Genomic DNA, 18,176 nt, shown 5'->3' on the forward strand with positions numbered 1-18,176 from the left:
ATTATTCTTTCATATTTCGTGCCGAACTTCTTGATCTTGAGGAATTTTTTGATCTAATTGCTCCAGATCTTGATGTCCCGGAAGAAGATCTGCTTCTAACTGAAGTGCTTCTCTGCGTACTTTGACGTTGTACCGAAGGTTTCCTTTCAGAACTTCTCGATGATCTTTCAATAGACCTGCTTCTATTGATTCTTGAAGATCGTTCTACTTTTGAGCTATTTCTTGTTGTATTAACACTTCTTCCGGTATTTCGGTTTGGTGTTCTAACCGATCTTTGCTCAAAAGATCTTTCCTTTTTCTGGGCACTTTCAATGCCTGACGATCTTCCTCTTGAGTTTGTGCTTCTTTCGGTTCTGGAACTATATACTTTGTTTCGGTCATTATCATTTCGGCTAATAGCTCTTCTTTCATTTCTTTCGGAATAGGACCTAGCTCTGCTATCGTCCTTTCGGCTTATGGCTTTTCTGTCAGAATAAGACCTGGTTCTATCATTGTTCCGGGAAGACCTTACAGATTTATTTCTGTCAGAATAAGATTTGTTTCTGGCCACACTCTGCCTTGAACGTGCGATATTATCGTTAGATCTTGTACGTACTGGTTTCAAGTCACGTTTACTGGCTGTTTTTGAACCGTAATTATATGATCTCACACGATCGGAAGGCCTGTAAAAATTCCTTCTTCCGTTATTTTTCACATAGTAGTTATTATATACGGTAACATATTTATTATATGAAATTCGGTGAGGCTGATAATATGCCCTGTACGGCCTGTTAAAAACTATACTTACATTCACATTAGGCCGCGAATAATATCTATGCCATGGTCTGTATACATATTGCCTGTTATAGTGATTAATAAAGCCACTATAATGAGTATAATGATGGTGATGATCATAATGAATATGCATATTACCTATACGGGATATGCGGCCAAAATTGTTATATCGGATAAATACGTTTCCGGCCTGTATTATCCTTCCATAATAATCGTAATAAATAGGAACGGTTTCTATCTGGATCACAGCCCCGTAGTCATCATACTGAACATAAGGATCATAATTATAACCCGAATTGTAACTGATGTTTACACTAGGAGTTGAGAAATGCACAGAATTTCCTCTTCGAAATTCCGGATTGAAGTAAAAGTCGAATTCACCATTTGGGTAAACCGCAAATTCAACGCCTCCCTCAATAAAAATAAATGAATCATTATAATAGTTAGTGGTTGGGTTAGAATTTACGGATGCCGATACTGACCATCCAATAAATAAGAATGCGAACAAAAAGGTCAGGTTTCTCATGGTAGTAGAGTATTTAATTAAGAACATTTTGCTCAATTAAATACAAAGCACGTGCCAAAGTCCGTACACAGGGACTTCACCGGTTACCAATCTGGTTGTTTTTAAGTTAAAAACCTGAAAATAAGTTTTTTATACCTGTTTTAGTTTTTGTTGAAGATATTTTGCAGTATAGGATTTTTTTATTTTCGCCAGCTCTTCAGGCGTGCCTTCTCCAATAATATGTCCTCCATTTTCACCCCCTTCAAGACCTAGATCTATTACATGATCAGCACACTTCACCAGGTCCATGTTATGTTCAATCACTATAACCGTATGTCCTTTAGAAATCAGGGCATTGAAAGATTTAAGTAATTTTTTGATATCATGGAAATGCAGCCCGGTTGTAGGTTCATCAAATATAAACAGAGCCTTGGATTTGGTATTTCCCTTGACTAAAAATGAAGCCAGTTTTATACGCTGGGCTTCACCACCAGAAAGGGTAGAGGAGCTCTGTCCCAATTGAACATATCCTAAACCAACATCTCGTAAAGGTTTTAGTTTTTTTACGATTTTATCCTGCCCATGTTGATCAAAGAAAGCAGTTGCATCATCGATGGTCATATTCAAAATATCATCAATGTTCTTATCTTCAAAAGAGACCTCCAGTACCTCCTTTTTAAATCGTTTTCCATTACAGGCCTCACATTCCAGGTGAACATCGGCCATAAATTGCATTTCTATGGTAACTTCGCCTTCACCTTTGCAGGTTTCACATCTTCCCCCGTCAACATTGAAGGAGAAGTGTTTGGCTTTAAATCCGCGTAGCTTCGCCAAACGCTGGTCTGCAAACAGGTTTCTAATATCATCGTAAGCTTTAATATAAGTTACCGGGTTAGATCTGGAAGACCTTCCAATAGGATTCTGGTCTACAAATTCAACGGTACCCAGCTTTTTAAGATCTCCTTCAATACCATTAAACTGCCCGGCTTTTTCTCCATAGCCTCCAATTTCTTTCTGCACTGCCGGATAAAGAATTTTTTTTACAAGCGTGCTTTTTCCACTTCCGGAAACACCAGTTATAGCCGTAAAGACGCCAAGGGGGAATTCAACATCAATATTCTTCAGATTGTTTTCCCGGGCTCCCAGCACCCTGATCTTATTTTTAGAGGTTCGGCGTTCATCAGGTACTTCGATTTCCATTTTACCATTCAGGTAACTGGCCGTAAGAGAGTCAGATTTCAGAATATCTTTCATAGTTCCCATTGCCACAACATGGCCACCATTTGTTCCGGCTTCGGGGCCTATATCAATGATCTCATCGGCTGCATTCATGATCTCTTCATCATGTTCCACCACGATAACTGTATTTCCAAGATCGCGCAGATGCTTTAATACTCCGATTAATTTTTCAGTGTCTTTTGGATGAAGGCCAATAGAAGGCTCATCCAGTATATACATTGAGCCAACGAGACTACTTCCCAGAGAGGTTGCCAAATTGATACGCTGGGATTCACCTCCAGATAATGTATTGGATTTCCTGTTAAGTGTTAAATAGTCCAGCCCAACATTTGAGAGGAACTGGAGACGATTTCTGATCTCGGTCAATAATCTTTTGGCGATCTTCTCATCGTATTCATTGAGCTCCAGATCATTAAAAAATGCTCTTACCTTATCAAGAGGTTTTTCAACCAGATCAGTGATGCTATGATCATTGATCTTAACATACTGGGCTTCGGGTCTTAATCTCTTTCCCTTGCAGGCTGAACATTTTGTCTTGCCGCGGTAACGGGAAAGCATCACCCTGTTCTGGATCTTGTATGCTTTGCTTTCTAGAAACTCGAAGAATTGATTGATCCCTTCAAAATATTCATTCCCATTCCAAACCAGGTCTTTTTGCTCGTCAGAGAGCTCGAAATAGGGTTTATGAATAGGGAAATCGAATTTATGTGAATTATTAACCAGCTGATCGCGATACCAGCTCATACTATCACCGCGCCAGGGAAAAATAGCATTTTCGTAAATGGAAAGGCCTGTGTTTGGGATCACCAGATCCTCATCTATCCCTATTACATCTCCATACCCCTCACATTTGGGGCAAGCGCCATAGGGATTGTTAAAACTGAACAAATGAACATTTGGTTCAAGGAAGCTCATTCCATCCAGTTCAAATTTATTGCTGAAATGTCTCTGGCTAGTATCGGAAAGCTTTTCTATGAATAACTCCCCCTTTCCTTCGAAGAAAGCAGCCTCAACGGCGTCGGCCAGGCGGTTATAAAAATCTTCTTCATCTTTGGTAATGATCCTGTCCACGACCAGCCAGGTATTATCATCGTGAGCTTTGCTAAGGTCTGTTTCATCGATTCGGAGAACTTCATTATCGATCTTAATCCGACTATAACCTTGCTGTGCGAGGATCTTTATTTTCTTTTCAAGAGAACGGCCTTCCTCTACATGAATAGGGGCAAGGAGAAGCAATTTTTCTCTTTCAGGAAAGGTTTTTACGTAATTTATTACATCCGTTACCGTATCTTTTTTTACTTCATTTCCAGAAATAGGAGAGTATGTTTTCCCTATACGGGCAAAGAGCAATTTTAAATAATCATAGATTTCCGTAGATGTTCCTACGGTAGATCGTGGGTTTGTAGAATTTACTTTTTGTTCAATAGCGATAGCAGGGGCAATTCCCTTGATATAATCAACTTTAGGTTTATTTAGTCTTCCCAGGAACTGCCTGGCATAAGAACTCAGGCTTTCAACATATCGCCTCTGTCCCTCTGCATATAATGTGTCAAATGCGAGACTGGATTTACCCGATCCCGATAAACCGGTAATTACAACCAGTTTATTTCTGGGGATTATTGTATTAATGTTCTTAAGATTGTGCAGTTTGGCTCCCTTGATTATGATATTCTTCTTAGGGTCTGCTTTGGTTATATCTACTATCATTCCTGATTCTGCTAAAACGGCAAAGGTACTCAATATGAGGCGGGAAAGAAAGCAGTGAAAAACTTATAGTATTGTTAAATAATTAAGGTTTTATTTGTATTTCTCAATTTTATCTTGCTATATTTGAGGCACAACAACCGATAATCTGATTAGCCTATAGAACACAGTTACTTTAAAAACTAAATAACCTAACCCTCAGGAAGCCCTAAACTCCTGTACAATAAAGTAACTGTTATGAATAACACTAAGGTAACTGACGCTTCGCTCGTACGTGATTATCTTGATGGAAATGAAAATGCCCTTGGCGCCCTCATCAATCGTCACCAACATCGTATTTACAGTTTTATTTTCTCTAAAGTTTTTGATAAAGATATCGCCGAGGATATTTTTCAGGACACTTTCATCAAGGTGATCCGGACTTTAAAAAGAGGAAAGTACAATGAAGAAGGAAAGTTTCTTCCCTGGGTAATGCGAATATCGCATAATCTTGTAATAGACCACTTCAGAAAAAATAAGAGAATGCCCAAGTTTGATAATAGTGGGGACTTCAACATATTTTCTGTTTTAAGCGATAATGATCTTAATGCTGAAAAGCAACTCATAAAAGACCAGATCGAATCGGATGTGCAGGAGCTTATTAAAGAGCTTCCCGAAGATCAACTGGAAGTTTTAACCATGCGTATCTATAAAGACATGAGCTTTAAGGAAATCTCTGAACGCACGGGAGTTAGCATAAACACAGCGCTCGGAAGAATGAGATATGCACTTATTAATCTTAGAAAGATTATTGAAAAGAGAAATTTGATTTTAACCAATTAATCAAACAATATCCCCCCGTTTGTTACGTTATTCTATAAAACCATCAAAAAATAGTACCAAATGGGGAAACTTTACTTTAAAAAACCTTCAAAAGAGGGAAAAATTAATCATCCACAACCAAAAAAAGAGACGATTCAGTTTCTTTTGAATTATTCAAAAGCACTGAATGTTGTTGAGTACAAGAGGATGAAGTTTGAAACGCTTCTGAATTAATTGGATATAAAGACCTGTTTTATTAGCAACAGGTCTTTTTTATTTTTTCTTTTTCAGATATTCCTGAATCACACTTTTTCTTCCTATAGTTTTTGTGATGATATCTTTTTCGAGATCCCATCCGCGCGCAGGAGAATACTGTCTTCCATACCAGATAATTTGAAGATGAAGTTTATTCCAGAGATCTTTTGGGAATAGACGCTTCGCATCCTTTTCGGTTTGGGAGACGTTTTTGCCGTTACTCAAATTCCAGCGATACATTAATCTATGAATATGTGTGTCTACGGGAAATGCCGGAACATTAAAAGCCTGGGCCATAACTACACTGGCAGTTTTATGACCTACAGCGGGCAATTCTTCCAGGGCTTCCATATCTGCCGGAACCTCTCCGTTATACTTTTCAATGAGAATTTTGGAGAGGCCATGTATACCTTTCGATTTCATGGGGGATAAGCCTACAGGTTTGATGATCTCTCTTATTTCTTCTACCGAAAGTTTTACCATCTTATATGGATTGTCAGCTATTTCAAAAAGTTTCGGAGTTATCTGGTTGACTTTTACATCAGTACTTTGAGCCGAAAGTAAAACTGCTATCAAAAGTGTATATGGATCTTTGTGATCAAGAGGAATTGGGATTTCCGGATATATATCATTTAACGTATCAATAACAAATGTTACCTTTTCCTGTTTGGTCATAAAATTTTAAATTTAGAGCAAAAGTAATAATTATGACAACATTGAAAGCAGGGGATAAGGCTCCCGATTTTAAAGCCGAAGATCAGGATGGTAATGAAATAAAACTTTCAGACTATAAAGGAAAAAAACTAGTGCTCTTCTTTTACCCGAAAGCCAGCACTCCTGGCTGCACTGCTGAAGCCTGTAATTTAAGCGATAACTTTGAACTTATGCAGAAGAAGGGCTATGAGATTCTTGGAGTGAGTGCCGATTCTAAAAAAAGACAGCAAAACTTCAAAAACAAATACGACTTTCCATATCCCTTACTTGCCGATGAAGATAAAGAGGTGATTAAGGCTTATGGAGTATGGGGACCTAAAAAATTTATGGGAAAAGAGTATGATGGTATTCACCGAACAACTTTCATCATTGATGAAAATGGAAAAATCGAAGAGGTTATCAAAAAAGTGAAGACAAAAGCTCATGCCGAACAGATCCTGGAGCAGTAGCTATTTTAATTTCCTGAATAATTAAAAAGCGAATAGATTCTATTCGCTTTTTTTTATACTTACATTCATTATTGTAGCCAGACTATCACAATTTTCTATCTCAAGCTCAACAAGATTATTCTCTCTCTTACCTGAAATATAATAGATATTGCAGGGATCTTCGTTGGTTAGACTCTTCTGGAAGTCAACATCTCCTTTCTCCAGTACCTCTGAAACCAAAGTCGTATCAAGATTATTTTCCTGAAAACTCAGCAGAGAATTTTCAGAAAAAATACGTTGCTTGGTCTTTATATTCTTGAGCACCCTTGCATTTGGTGAATAATCACAGGATGCTTTCTTTCCTCCTAAAAAGAAAATCAATATAACTATTCCAAAAAAAAGCCCCAGGCCGTAATATCCAAGGCGATGAATAAGTTTCATATTCTAAAAGATCAACAGGTTAATGTCTCTATAGGAAAGATTAAACCAGTCTGCAATGGACTTATTGGTTAAAATTCCGTGGTAAAAGTACAAACCACTTCTTAAACCGCGATCAAATCTCAGGGTATTTTCCAGGCCGCCCTCTTCGGCTATATGTAGGAGATAAGGAGTGAAAATATTACTGATTGATAATGAGGAAGTTCTTGCGTAACGAGAAGGGATATTTGGAACACAGTAATGTATCACATCATGTTTTGTAAATATTGGCTCATCATGAGAGGTTATCTCGCTGGTTTCCACACAGCCTCCCATATCTATGCTCACATCTATGATCACCGCGCCGCGTTTCATAGATCTTACCATATCTTCTGTAACAAGAACGGGTGAACGGTCTTTTCCTCTAACCGCTCCAATAACTACATCGGCTCGTTTTAAGGCTTTTAAAAGGTTTTTTGGCTGAATGGTACTTGTGTAAAAGGTATTTCCAAGATTTGCCTGGATATTCCTTAGTTTGGTTAATGAACTGTCAAATACCTTTACGCTGGCTCCGAGACCTATAGCTGAGCGGGTGGCAAACTCACCAACGGTTCCGGCTCCAATAATTACTATTTCCACAGGGGGAACTCCACTTATATTTCCAAACATAAGCCCATTACCCTCTTCATGATTGCTCATGATCTCTGAAGAAATAAGTACAGAGGCGGTCCCTGCAATTTCACTCAAAGCCCTTACAATAGGATAGCTACCATCATCATCCCTTATAAATTCAAACCCGAGGGCCGTAATCCTTTTCTGGGCAAGCTTCTGGAAATACTCCTTACACTGTGTTTTGATCTGCAAGGCAGAGATAAGGATAGTTTGAGGGTTGATGAATTCAAGCTCTTCATTTGATGGCGGCTCGATTTTAAGGATAATAGGGCAGGAGAACACTTTTTTTGTGTCCTTTGTGATCTCTGCGCCGGCATCCGAATAATCCTTATCGCTGAATCTTGCCCATTTTCCAGCACCCGACTCGATCATAACCCTATGGCCGTGAGCTGTAATCGCGGCTACAGCATCCGGACTTAAACAGATACGTTTTTCCTGATAGGCTGTTTCTTTTGGAATTCCTATGAAAAGTTGCCCTTTACTTTTATATATTTCAAGGGTTTCTTCCTGTGGTATTAGTTGTTCCTTGGTAAAAGGCGAAACCTGCTGTTTTCCCATATAACTATGTTAAAGCAGTTAAATTACAACTAAATTTATAAAAAGTATAAAAAGGATTAGAGTTTACGGTAATAGTCTTCTAATATAACATTTGAAGGTTCTTCATCATCTTCCATGCTTTCCTCTTGGAAATCTTTAATTTCTTTCATGTCTTTATCCGGAATTGGAGAAAAAACTGAAATTTCTGTTTCATCCAATTCACTCAAATCTAAACCATAAACTCTGTCGAAAACTTTAATTCTTACGAGATAAACTACAGATAGAATAATTATAAAAAAAGGTGCAAGATATATTAAGCCATCGGTGTCCATTATAAACGCACTGTTAAGATAAACATCCTGGTATATTGTAACAACTAGCTGATATGCATACATTGATGCAGGAATTAGTATAACGTGGTACCACCAGTGCTTACAAGTAAAGAACCAGATAAGAAGAAGAAATAAGGGGGTGATTTTACCTAGATATGTCCAGGCAGCAGTGAGGACATTTTCGTAGTACTTACTTTCATAGGTAAACAAAGAATTTTCCCAAACAGGAGTGCTTGGGAAAATTTCATATAAATAAAATAAATAAGGTGAAAATGCTATTGATAGGGCAATAATACTACCCAGCAGCAGGAACCTTGATTGTCCTTTTATCGACAGCTTGTTTTTGGATTTCATCTTTATTGTTATCGTCGTTTGAAGTTGAAGTTACAAAAAAACTTGCTCCAAATATTGCGGCTGCGAAAAGTATTGCTTTTAGTTTCATCTTTATAGGCTTTTAAGATTGGTAATTCGTTTTGTTTTCTAGTAACAAACATATGGCAACTTAAAATCCTATAAATTAAAACATTAGTCGTACCTTTGCGGCCTTTTTTGAGCCAAAAATTGGCTTTAAAATCGCTTATAAATCTTTAAATATGTTAGTTTAAATCTATTTATAAATCGTTCAATGAATTAAATTAAAAAAATCCACTTTATAAATCTATTGCAAAAGTAATAAAATTCTTACAATAAATTTTACACAGCGTTTTTCTCAAAAATCATTTTTATTAACAAAACTTTAACTTTCTGGTATTCTCAGATTCGACCTCCAAAAGCAGTTTTTGGGTGTTTTCCCCCAATAATCTTTCTACTTTTCCAGGCCATTCAATCAAATTCCATGCATCAGAATCCAGATAATCCTCAAAACCGATGTCTAAAGCTTCTGTATCATCTTCAATTCGATAGAAATCGAAATGAAATACAGATCCTTCCTCTGACTCGTAATGGTTAACTAATGAAAACGTGGGACTGGAGGCTACATCATGTACACCTAGAGCTTTTACCAGCTCTTTTATAAGAGTGGTCTTTCCTGCACCCATTTCACCGTAAAAAAGCAATGTTTTACTTTTAGTATTACTTAAAATGTAATCTACGGCTACATCCAGTTCTTGAAGTTTGTAGGTTAACTCCATAAATTCAAAATGTCAGATTCGGGATTGTAAAGATATGTAAAAAATAGATAACGTGTTGCATATCTCTGATAATCAGTTAGATATAAAATAAAAAGATGTATTACAACGATAAAAAGTGTTTTTCATCGATTATTTTGGATTAAGTACTACAAATGGGATTACAATTTCTTCAAGAGAAATGCCCCCATGCTGATATGTATTACGATAATAACTCACATAATGATTGTAATTATTGGGGTAAGCGAAGAACAAGTCTTCTTTGGCAAATATGTAAGAACTGCTCATGTTGATGGTTGGCAGGTGTACAGATTTAGGGTCTTCAATTGCCAGCACTTCTTTATTTTCATAAGTTAGGCTTTTACCTGTTTTGTATCTTAGGTTCAAGCTTGTGTTCTTGTCTCCGATAACCTTTGAAGGATTCTTCACGTTAATTGTGCCGTGATCTGTTGTGATGATAAGTTTAAAACCAGATTGCTGAGCTTTCTGAATAATTTCAAGAAGAGGAGAATTCTTAAACCAGCTTTGAGTAAGACTTCTGTAGGATTTGTCGTTTGAAGCAAGTTCTTTTATCACTTCCATTTCGGTCTTGGCATGTGAAAGCATATCTACAAAATTATAGACCACCACTGTAAGATCGTTCGATTTTTGTGTCTTAAAATTATCTACCAGTTTTTTACCGGCCTTTAGGCTGCTAATTTTATGATATTCAAATTTGAGATTTTTTCCCAGTCGCTTTAATTGTTCATTAAGGAATTGAGATTCGTAATTATTTTTACCTCCTTCTTCAATATCATTTTTCCAGTAATCTGGAAATAGCTTTTCCATATCGCTTGGCATAAGCCCTGAGAATATGGCATTTCTTGCATACTGAGTGGCGGTTGGTAGAATGCTATAATAAGGTGTTTCCTTCTCTTTTTTATAATAGGTGCTAATTATAGGTTCTAAACTCTTCCATTGGTCATATCTCAAATTATCTACCACGATCATAAGAGTAGGCTGATCCTTTTTAATCTCTGGTAATACCATCTTTTTAAAAAGGGTATGGGACATTACCGGTGGTTCAGCTCCCTTTTCGAACCAGCTTTGGTAATTTTTAGAAATGAATTTAAAGAACTGGTTATTGGCTTCAAGTTTCTGTGATTCCAGGATCTCAAACATCCCGGAGTCTTCGATGTCTTCCAGCTGTAATTCCCAGTAAACCAATTTCTGGTATAATTCCGCCCATTCTTCCCAGGAGTTTACCTGAGACATGTCCATGGCAATCTTCCTGAACTCTTGCTGATAGTTAGAGGTAGTCTTTTCAGAAACGAGCCGGGAATGATCCAGGTTCTTCTTAATACTTAAAAGGATCTGGTTGGGATTAACAGGCTTGATAAGGTAATCGGCGATCTTAGAACCGATAGCCTCTTCCATAATATACTCCTCCTCACTCTTAGTGATCATTACTATAGGAACGGTTTCTCTTCTTTCCTTTATTTCAGATAAGGTTTCGAGTCCGGTTAAGCCCGGCATATTTTCGTCCAGGAAAACAATATCAAAATTCTCTTCTTCAATAAGATTTAAAGCTTCGGTTCCACTCTTGCAGGTTTTTACATCGTAATTACGTGATTCAAGGAACATAATGTGTGGCTTCAGCAAGTCAATCTCGTCATCTACCCATAGTATTTTTATATTGCTCATATTTTGGTCTCTTATGCAGTTATTTAAATGAAATTTTCCGTCATGATCTTCCTTAATTTTAAGATTATGCTATGGCTCATTTCATATATGTATCTTTGTTTTGAATTATAAGAAAAATATAGCTTGGCATCGCAAACTAAACTTAAAATATTAAACGATCCAATTTACGGTTTTATTACCATTCCGAACGAGCGGATCTTTCGTATTATTGAACATCCTTACTTTCAAAGATTACGCCGAATTTCTCAAATGGGGCTTTCGTATTTGGTTTATCCCGGAGCACATCACACAAGATTTCATCATGCCCTGGGATGTGTGCATCTTATGCAAAAAGCGGTGAGGGTCCTTCGCTATAAGGGAGTTGAAATTTCAAAAGAAGAAGAGGAGGCTTTGCTTATTGCTATTTTAATGCATGATATTGGTCATGGGCCTTTTAGTCATGCGATGGAACACAGCCTTGTTGAAGGGGTTGATCACGAGACTATTTCACTGCTTTTCATGGAGGAAATGAACTTGAACTTTAACCAAAGTTTAACTCTTGCTATTAAGATATTCAGAGGCAGTTATGAGCGCAATTTCATGAATCAGCTTATTTCCAGTCAGATGGATATGGATCGGCTAGACTACCTAAAACGCGATAGTTTTTACACCGGAGCTGTTGAGGGAAATATAAATAGCGAAAGGCTTATTACTATGCTGAATGTAGTGGATGATGAGCTCGTAATTGAAGAAAAGGGCATCTATTCTGTGGAAAAGTTCCTCATTGGTCGCAGGCTTATGTACTGGCAGGTGTATCTTCATAAAACTAGCCTGGTGGCAGAGCAACTTCTTATCAGAGTGCTGAAAAGAGCTAAGGAACTTATAGAGCAGGGCGAAACTTTACATGCTAGTGGGGCACTGCTGTATTTTTTAGAAAATAAGGTCACCAGGAAAAATTTTGATAATAAAACATTAGAGATTTTTTCCCGACTGGATGATAACGATGTGATCTCCGCTATGAAGGAATGGATGTATTCAGATGATTTTGTTTTGAGCAATCTGTGTGAAATGATCATTAACCGCAACCTTCTGAAAGTTAAGATCAAGAAGAAAAAACCTTCTGAAGATAAACTCAAAAAGCGATCGATAGCGCTTCAGAATAAATATTGCATTTCAGAAAAAGAGGCATCTTATTTTGTTTTTGAAGGAGAAATAGCCAATTTGGCTTATAAAAGAGAAAAGAACAACATTAAGATTCTTCATAAGAACGGGAAGATAAATGATGTTGTAAAGGTTTCAGACCAGCTCAATTTAAAGGCCCTTACCAATACGGTCACCAAATACTATATGTGTTATCCCAAAGTTAAAGATTAAAGCATTTTTTTTACTTTTGCCAGAATGAAGTTTACAGCAGCGCAAATAGCCGAGATATTAGAAGGCACGGTTAAGGGAAATCCAGAAGTGGAAGTTTCTGAACTGGCTAAAATCGAAGAGGGGTCTGAAGGCTCCCTTACTTTCTTAAGCAATCCAAAATACACATCCTTTCTATATACCACTAACGCTTCTATCACGATCATAAATAATGATTTTGAAATAGATCAACCCGTAAATACCACTCTAATCAAGGTTAAAGATGCTTACAAGGCTTTTTCTACCTTACTTGAATATTATAATCAGATAAAACTGAATAAATCAGGAATAGAAACCCCCAGTTTTATTTCAGAAACTGCTAAATATGGTGATGGACTGTATTTTGGATCCTTTTCATATATGGGAGAAAATGTGGTTATTGGTGAGAATGTAAAGATCTATCCTAACGTATATATAGGTGACAATGTGAGAATTGGAAATAATGTCACCATTTTTGCAGGAGTAAAAATATACTCAGAAAGTCTTATAGGAAATAATTGTACAATACATAGCGGAGCTGTGATTGGAGCCGACGGATTTGGATTTAGTCCGGGGGATACTGGGGAATACAGCAAAGTGCCCCAGATCGGGAATGTGATCATCGAAGACAATGTTGATATTGGAGCGGTTACCACTATAGACCGTGCGACCCTGGGATCTACAATCATAAGGCAGGGAGTAAAGCTGGATAATCATATTCAGATAGCTCATAACGTCGAAATAGGAGAGAATACGGCCATTGCGGCGCAAACTGGTATTGCCGGTTCGACTAAGATCGGTAAGAACTGCCTCATTGGAGGGCAGGTTGGAATTGCCGGCCACCTAAGTATAGGTAACAGGGTCAAGATTCAGGCTCAGTCTGGAATAGGACGTGATATTAAAGATGATGAAATGTTACAGGGTTCTCCGGCTATCTCATATAGTAATTATAATAAATCGTATATACACTTTAAGAATCTGCCCCAAACAATGAATACATTACACCAACTGGAAAAAAAGATCAATAATGGCTGATAGAATTTCGAAGCAAAGAACCATTCAGGAGGAGGTTTCTCTTGAAGGTGTTGGCCTGCATACAGGTAAGGAAGTTAAATTAACCTTTAAACCCGCCCCTGAAAATACAGGCTATGTTTTTAGAAGGACCGATCTGGAAGGTAACCCTGAAGTGGAAGCCGATGTTAGTTACGTGGTGAACACCAGAAGAGGGACCAATCTTGAAAAGAATGGAGTCACTATTCAAACCTCCGAACATGTGCTTGCTGCCTGTGTTGGTTTGGAGATAGACAATATGTATATAGAGCTTAATGCTTCTGAACCACCTATCATGGATGGGTCTTCCAAGTTTTTTGTGGAAGCTCTTGAAAAAGCCGGTACAGTAGAGCAGGATGTAGATAGAGAAGAATATGTTGTGAATGAAATTATCTGTTACCGTGACGAAGAAAGCGGAAGCGAGATCATAGCCATGCCAGCAGATGAGTATCAGGTGACCACAATGGTTGATTTTGGAACGAAAGTATTGGGTACTCAGAATGCTTCCATAGAACATTTATCAGAATTCAAAACTGAAATAGCAGATTGCAGAACCTTCAGTTTTTTGCATGAAATAGAAACCCTCCTAGAGCATGGGCTCATCAAAGGAGGTGATCTTAATAATGCAATCGTGTATGTAGATAAAGAGATTGGAGAAGAAACACTGAAGAAACTTCGTGTTGCTTTTAATAGGGAGGATATTTCAGTAAAACCTAATGGAATCCTTGATAATCTTACACTTCATTATCCAAATGAAGCTGCAAGACATAAATTGCTGGATGTACTTGGAGATCTTGCTCTTGTTGGCACGAGAATAAGAGGAAAGATAATCGCTACCAAGCCGGGACATCACGTAAATACAGAATTTGCCAAGAAGCTTGCCAAGGTTATAAAGGCTGAAAAAAGGAATAATGTTCCTAAAATAGATCTTTCACAACCTCCTTTGATGGATGTGAATGATATTATGAATACATTGCCCCACCGTTCACCATTTTTACTAGTAGATAAGATCTACGAATTGACAGACTCTCATGTGATCGGGGTGAAGAATGTAACGATGAACGAACCTTTCTTTGTAGGGCATTTTCCGGGGAAACCTGTAATGCCTGGAGTACTTCAGGTAGAGGCTATGGCCCAAACAGGAGGTATTCTCGCGCTTAAATCGGTGCCAGATCCTGAAAATTACCTGACTTATTTCATGAAAATAGATAACGTAAGGTTCAAGCAACAGGTAGTGCCTGGCGACACTTTAATCTTTAAACTAGAACTTTTAGCTCCTATTAGAAGAGGAATTTGCCAAATGCAGGCATATGCTTATGTTAATGGTAAGCTCGCGACAGAAGCCATATTGATGGCCCAAATTGTAAAATCTAAATAATTGATATGAACCAACCCTTAGCATATGTGCATCCGGGAGCTAAAATTGCCAAAAATGTGGTGATTGAACCTTTTGCAACAATTCATAATAACGTTGTAATAGGAGAAGGTACCTGGATTGGTTCCAATGTGACTATAATGGAGGGAGCCCGAATAGGAAAGAATTGCAGTATCTTTCCGGGTGCTGTGATCTCAGCGATTCCCCAGGATAAAAAATTTAATGACGAAGATACACTTACAGTAATTGGTGATAATACCACTATCAGAGAATGTGTGACGATCAACAGGGGTACTACCGACAGGATGAAAACTGTAATAGGAAATAACTGTTGGATTATGGCATATTGCCATATCGCACACGACTGCATTGTAGGTGATAACTGTATTTTTTCAAATAATAGCACCCTGGCCGGTCATATTAACGTAGGTGATCATGTGGTCCTTGCAGGTATGGCGGCAATTCAGCAATTTTGTAGTATTGGGAAGCATGCTTTTGTGACCGGTGGATCGCTGGTTAGAAAAGATGTACCTCCTTTTGTAAAAGCGGGTAGGGAACCTCTAAGTTATGTAGGTATTAACTCTATCGGGTTACGCCGAAGAGGCTTTAGTACCGATAAAATCAGGGAGATCCAGGATATTTATCGTATCCTTTATCAGAAAAACTATAACAATTCTCAGGCGGTGGCTATTATTGAAGCTGAAATGCAGGCTACAGCAGAAAGAGACGAAATATTGGAATTTATTAAAAACTCACAAAGAGGTATCATGAAAGGATACTTCAGCTCAAATTAAATTATTTAAATGGCTACAACCAGCGATATTAGAAACGGACTTTGTATTCGATATAATCACGACATCTATAAGATCGTGGAATTCCTTCATGTTAAACCGGGAAAAGGTCCTGCTTTCGTTAGGACAAAACTGAAAAGTGTGACTACAGGAAAAGTTATTGAAAACACATTTTCTGCCGGACATAAAATTGAAGATATTCGTGTGGAAACACATAAATATCAGTTCCTTTATGAAGATGGTGAATTCTGGCATTTTATGAATACTGACGACTATACGCAGATTCGTTTAACAGAGAATGCACTTGATATGCCTAAACTCCTTAAAGAGGGAGAAGTGGTTACTATTCTTATCAATACTGAAGACAATATGCCTCTTTCGGTGGAAATGCCTGCAAGTGTTGTATTAGAAGTGACTCATACCGAACCCGGAGTTAAAGGAAATACTGCAACTAACGCTACAAAGCCAGCGACAGTTGAAACCGGATTTGAGGTAAATGTTCCTCTTTTCATCAATGAAGGTGATAAGATCAAGATCGAGACCGAAAAGGGAACTTATAAAGAAAGAATAAAAGAATAACAGTCCTGTATGAGGTTTGCCCGAAAACATTTTCTTAAGGAGATCGCAGAACTAATTGAATGCGATTATGTTGGAGATGCCGATTTCCCGGTTTGGGGAATGAACGAGATACATGTGGTGACTCCGGGCGATATTGTCTTTGTAGATCATCCTAAATATTACGATAAAGCATTAAATTCGGCTGCGACTATCATTCTTATCAATAAGGAAGTTGAATGCCCTGAGGGTAAAGCTTTACTGATATCAGATGATCCTTTCAGAGATTTTAATAAGCTCACAAAATATTTTAAGCCTTTCCAGCCATCTACAGAAATGATAGCCGATTCGGCAATGGTTGGGGAAGGAACGATTATTCAGCCTAATGTATTTTTAGGAAATAATGTCAAGGTTGGGAATAATTGTCTTATCCATGCTAATGTGACCATTGGTGATAATTGCATAGTGGGTGACAATGTCATCATTCATAGTGGTACCGTGCTTGGTGGAGATGCCTTTTACTATAAGAAAAGGCCAGAAGGTTTTGATAAACTGCTTTCAGGAGGAAGGGTCGTGGTTAAAGACAATGTAGAGATTGGCACAAACAATTCAATTGACCGAGGAGTGACTGGAGATACGATCATTGGAGAGGGGTCAAAACTGGATAATCTTATCCAGATTGGGCACGATACAGTGATTGGCAGCAAATGTCTTATCGCTTCACAGGTTGGTATCGCCGGATGTGTGCGGGTGGAAGATGAAGTAACCATTTGGGGTCAGGTAGGGATTAGAAGTGATGTTACCATTGCTAAAGGTACTGTTTTAATGGCTCAGTGTGGTGTGTCTAAAGATACCGAGCCTAATACAACCTATTGGGGCACACCTTTTGGAGAAGTTCGAACAAAACTTAAGGAATACGCAGCCATAAAGAAACTGCCGGAAATTGTTAAAACGATAAAATAGCTAACTATGGGTTTAAAAACGAAAGAAGTTGTAGAACAGTTCTACCAATCCAATTTCTTTAATAATGAGAAGGTTGTAGATGATTTTCTTCATCCGGATGTGGAGCTCTCGTGGTACGGTACAACCGGTTTCAGAAAGCTTGACAAGCAGGGGATCGCCGAGATTAGTCATCAACTCGCTTCTTCTTTTGAATCTCTTAGGGCAGAAATTGAAAAGGTTTTTAGCAAAAAGGATGAGGTCGCTATCAACTTTACTTACCACGTTCGAACCATAGAAAACCCTGATGAGGAAATGCCTTTAGGACATTTTATAGCTATCTGGGAGCTTAAAGATGGTAAACTTTTTAAAGGGGTTCAGATAAGTCAGTTGGGCGAGGAGATAGACGAAAGTCCCTGGTCTTAAGAATCTTTCAAACAAAATAAAAGGTCTTTATTCTTAGGGCCTTTTTTATTCATTTAGTGTTCTATGTTTGTAGAATTAAAATAATTGTTCTACATTTGTAGAGTAATTGAATTTGTGTATGGAACTTTCTAATGCTGAAGAACAATTGATGCAACTTCTATGGAAGAGGGAAACTGCTTTTATGAAGGAGCTGGTAGAGGCTTATCCGGAGCCCAAACCGGCTATTACAACGGTTGCCACCCTGCTGAAGCGAATGCAGGATAAAGGCTTTGTTGGTTATACTCAAAAGGGAAGATCAAGGGAATATTTTCCTAAAGTGTCCAAAAAGACCTATTTCTCCAGGCAGATGAACGGAATGATCAAAAGTTTCTTTAACGACTCGGCTTCGCAATTCGCTTCTTTCTTTACCAAGGAAACCAATCTAAGCGATGAGGAATTAAGGGAAATAAGAAGACTTATTGACGAACGCATAAAGAAAAAATGA

At 37.9% G+C, this 18,176-nt stretch carries 18 protein-coding genes; 10 read left to right on the forward strand and 8 right to left on the reverse strand.

Features of this window, described 5'->3' with window-relative positions:
* Position 1: 1 nt before the first annotated feature.
* Both NE848_RS11215 and uvrA read right to left on the reverse strand, forming a co-directional pair.
* Positions 2–1,300: a putative RNA-binding protein gene (locus NE848_RS11215; RefSeq protein WP_252113576.1), complete on the reverse strand. Its 1,299-nt coding sequence runs from the start codon at positions 1,298–1,300 to the stop codon at positions 2–4.
* Positions 1,301–1,429: 129 nt separating this feature from the next.
* Positions 1,430–4,225, reverse strand: coding sequence for an excinuclease ABC subunit UvrA (gene uvrA, locus NE848_RS11220; RefSeq protein ID WP_252113578.1), 2,796 nt, complete (start codon positions 4,223–4,225; stop codon positions 1,430–1,432).
* A gap of 234 nt (positions 4,226–4,459) precedes the next feature.
* On the opposite strand from uvrA, the gene NE848_RS11225 reads away from it, so the two are divergent.
* Positions 4,460–5,044 (forward strand): RNA polymerase sigma factor, encoded by a 585-nt coding sequence (locus NE848_RS11225; protein WP_252113580.1) that lies wholly within the window; start codon positions 4,460–4,462, stop codon positions 5,042–5,044.
* A 252-nt stretch (positions 5,045–5,296) separates the two neighbouring features.
* Here NE848_RS11225 and NE848_RS11230 read toward each other — a convergent pair whose 3' ends face one another.
* A complete protein-coding gene (locus NE848_RS11230; RefSeq protein ID WP_252113582.1) occupies positions 5,297–5,953 on the reverse strand; it encodes an endonuclease III domain-containing protein in 657 nt (218 codons plus the stop codon).
* A 32-nt stretch (positions 5,954–5,985) separates the two neighbouring features.
* Here NE848_RS11230 and bcp point away from each other — a divergent pair, with 32 nt between their 5' ends.
* Positions 5,986–6,441: a thioredoxin-dependent thiol peroxidase gene (gene bcp / locus NE848_RS11235; RefSeq protein WP_252113584.1), complete on the forward strand. Its 456-nt coding sequence runs from the start codon at positions 5,986–5,988 to the stop codon at positions 6,439–6,441.
* A gap of 39 nt (positions 6,442–6,480) precedes the next feature.
* Here bcp and NE848_RS11240 read toward each other — a convergent pair whose 3' ends face one another.
* The 5 genes from NE848_RS11240 to porX form a co-directional block, all read right to left on the reverse strand.
* On the reverse strand, positions 6,481–6,861 hold the full coding sequence (locus NE848_RS11240; RefSeq protein WP_252113586.1) for a hypothetical protein: 381 nt from the start codon (positions 6,859–6,861) through the stop codon (positions 6,481–6,483).
* A 3-nt stretch (positions 6,862–6,864) separates the two neighbouring features.
* Positions 6,865–8,067 carry an alanine dehydrogenase gene (locus NE848_RS11245; RefSeq protein ID WP_252113588.1) on the reverse strand — a complete coding sequence of 401 codons (1,203 nt, stop codon included), beginning with the start codon at positions 8,065–8,067 and terminating at the stop codon, positions 6,865–6,867.
* A 56-nt stretch (positions 8,068–8,123) separates the two neighbouring features.
* The gene (locus tag NE848_RS11250; RefSeq protein ID WP_252113590.1) at positions 8,124–8,732 is read right to left on the reverse strand and encodes a hypothetical protein; all 609 of its coding nucleotides are present in this window, start codon (positions 8,730–8,732) and stop codon (positions 8,124–8,126) included.
* Between the two features lie 371 nt (positions 8,733–9,103).
* A complete protein-coding gene (tsaE, locus tag NE848_RS11255; protein WP_252113592.1) occupies positions 9,104–9,508 on the reverse strand; it encodes a tRNA (adenosine(37)-N6)-threonylcarbamoyltransferase complex ATPase subunit type 1 TsaE in 405 nt (134 codons plus the stop codon).
* Positions 9,509–9,637: 129 nt separating this feature from the next.
* Positions 9,638–11,188: a T9SS response regulator signal transducer PorX gene (gene porX, locus NE848_RS11260; RefSeq protein ID WP_252113594.1), complete on the reverse strand. Its 1,551-nt coding sequence runs from the start codon at positions 11,186–11,188 to the stop codon at positions 9,638–9,640.
* A gap of 123 nt (positions 11,189–11,311) precedes the next feature.
* Between porX and NE848_RS11265 the strand changes: the two genes are divergently transcribed.
* The 8 genes from NE848_RS11265 to NE848_RS11300 all read left to right on the forward strand — a co-directional run bounded on the left by NE848_RS11265 (position 11,312) and on the right by NE848_RS11300 (position 18,176).
* Positions 11,312–12,541: an HD domain-containing protein gene (locus tag NE848_RS11265; RefSeq protein WP_252113596.1), complete on the forward strand. Its 1,230-nt coding sequence runs from the start codon at positions 11,312–11,314 to the stop codon at positions 12,539–12,541.
* 24 nt (positions 12,542–12,565) lie between these two features.
* Positions 12,566–13,591 (forward strand): UDP-3-O-(3-hydroxymyristoyl)glucosamine N-acyltransferase, encoded by a 1,026-nt coding sequence (lpxD, locus tag NE848_RS11270; protein ID WP_252113598.1) that lies wholly within the window; start codon positions 12,566–12,568, stop codon positions 13,589–13,591.
* Complete coding sequence (locus NE848_RS11275) at positions 13,584–14,984, forward strand: bifunctional UDP-3-O-[3-hydroxymyristoyl] N-acetylglucosamine deacetylase/3-hydroxyacyl-ACP dehydratase (RefSeq protein ID WP_252113600.1); 1,401 nt, start codon at positions 13,584–13,586, stop codon at positions 14,982–14,984. Before lpxD ends, NE848_RS11275 begins: the two co-directional genes overlap by 8 nt.
* 5 nt (positions 14,985–14,989) lie before the next feature.
* Positions 14,990–15,775 carry an acyl-ACP--UDP-N-acetylglucosamine O-acyltransferase gene (lpxA, locus tag NE848_RS11280; RefSeq protein WP_252113602.1) on the forward strand — a complete coding sequence of 262 codons (786 nt, stop codon included), beginning with the start codon at positions 14,990–14,992 and terminating at the stop codon, positions 15,773–15,775.
* Positions 15,776–15,784: 9 nt separating this feature from the next.
* Entirely contained in the window at positions 15,785–16,351 is a 567-nt protein-coding gene (gene efp, locus NE848_RS11285) for an elongation factor P (protein WP_252113604.1), read from the forward strand.
* A 9-nt stretch (positions 16,352–16,360) separates the two neighbouring features.
* Entirely contained in the window at positions 16,361–17,290 is a 930-nt protein-coding gene (locus NE848_RS11290) for a UDP-3-O-(3-hydroxymyristoyl)glucosamine N-acyltransferase (protein WP_252113606.1), read from the forward strand.
* A 6-nt stretch (positions 17,291–17,296) separates the two neighbouring features.
* A complete protein-coding gene (locus NE848_RS11295) occupies positions 17,297–17,692 on the forward strand; it encodes a nuclear transport factor 2 family protein (protein WP_252113608.1) in 396 nt (131 codons plus the stop codon).
* A 118-nt stretch (positions 17,693–17,810) separates the two neighbouring features.
* Positions 17,811–18,176: a BlaI/MecI/CopY family transcriptional regulator gene (locus NE848_RS11300; protein ID WP_252113610.1), complete on the forward strand. Its 366-nt coding sequence runs from the start codon at positions 17,811–17,813 to the stop codon at positions 18,174–18,176.

Origin of the sequence: Gramella jeungdoensis (assembly GCF_023805255.1) — a bacterium.
In the GTDB taxonomy this organism is placed as follows: domain Bacteria; phylum Bacteroidota; class Bacteroidia; order Flavobacteriales; family Flavobacteriaceae; genus Christiangramia; species Christiangramia jeungdoensis.